This window comes from Kosmotoga sp., assembly GCF_982836095.1.
Window position 1 is genome coordinate 1 of record NZ_CEYIHJ010000098.1, and the last position, 731, is coordinate 731.

A 731-nucleotide genomic window follows, 5' to 3' on the forward strand; every position below is an offset into this window, starting at 1 on the left:
ATCGTAAGGAACCCGGGCAATTTTTAAAATCCTTCCTTTCCCGGGGCTTCAGGAAAGAGATGTGTGGCATACATACCTGCAATATGCATAGTTCCCATGGAGTGTGATAATCTCGTATGAGTAGCTCCAGGATAGACAGATTCCGCCCCTGCGAGTTGAGATAGAAATTTGAGTCTCTGGACAGGCCTGGTATCCATGAAAAGTATTTCAAGCGGATAAAGGTATATTTCGGTGTAAACTGGATCCCTCGAGACCTTGAAATACACAAGAATCCATCTCCTCTGGTTGTAAAAAAGCCTTCGCAACAATTATAGCATTAGCATGTTATAATCATTGCAAAACTGCAAAGGAGGGAGAAAATGGAACAGTTAAGTACTAGGTACGATCCCTCAAAAATCGAGGATAAGTGGTACGACTTATGGAACAAAAATGGGTACTTCAAACCGCGTGGAAATGGTGAATCCTTCACGGTAGTTATTCCACCACCAAATATAACTGGTACCATTCATATGGGTCATGCTTTGAACCTGACCCTACAGGATATCATCATAAGGTACAAACGTATGAGAGGCTTTAACACACTCTGGGTTCCAGGTGAAGACCATGCGGGAATTGCCACTCAAAACGCTGTGGAAAAAGACCTTGCCAAAAAAGGGATTCATCGGGATGATCTCGGGCGTGAAAAATTTCTCGAGCTTGTCTGGGATTGGGCAAAAAAGTACCGAGCCCGG

At 43.8% G+C, this 731-nt stretch carries 1 protein-coding gene and 1 pseudogene; one reads left to right on the plus strand and one right to left on the minus strand.

All coding sequences use genetic code 11. The features are described 5' to 3' along the window. A pseudogene (locus tag AC3LHT_RS07155) lies at positions 1–266 on the minus strand (HD domain-containing protein); the annotation flags it as partial. A 93-nt stretch (positions 267–359) separates the two neighbouring features. Here AC3LHT_RS07155 and AC3LHT_RS07160 point away from each other — a divergent pair. Further along, a partial coding sequence (locus tag AC3LHT_RS07160; protein ID WP_488662417.1) for a class I tRNA ligase family protein occupies positions 360–731 on the plus strand: 372 nt, incomplete at its 3' end.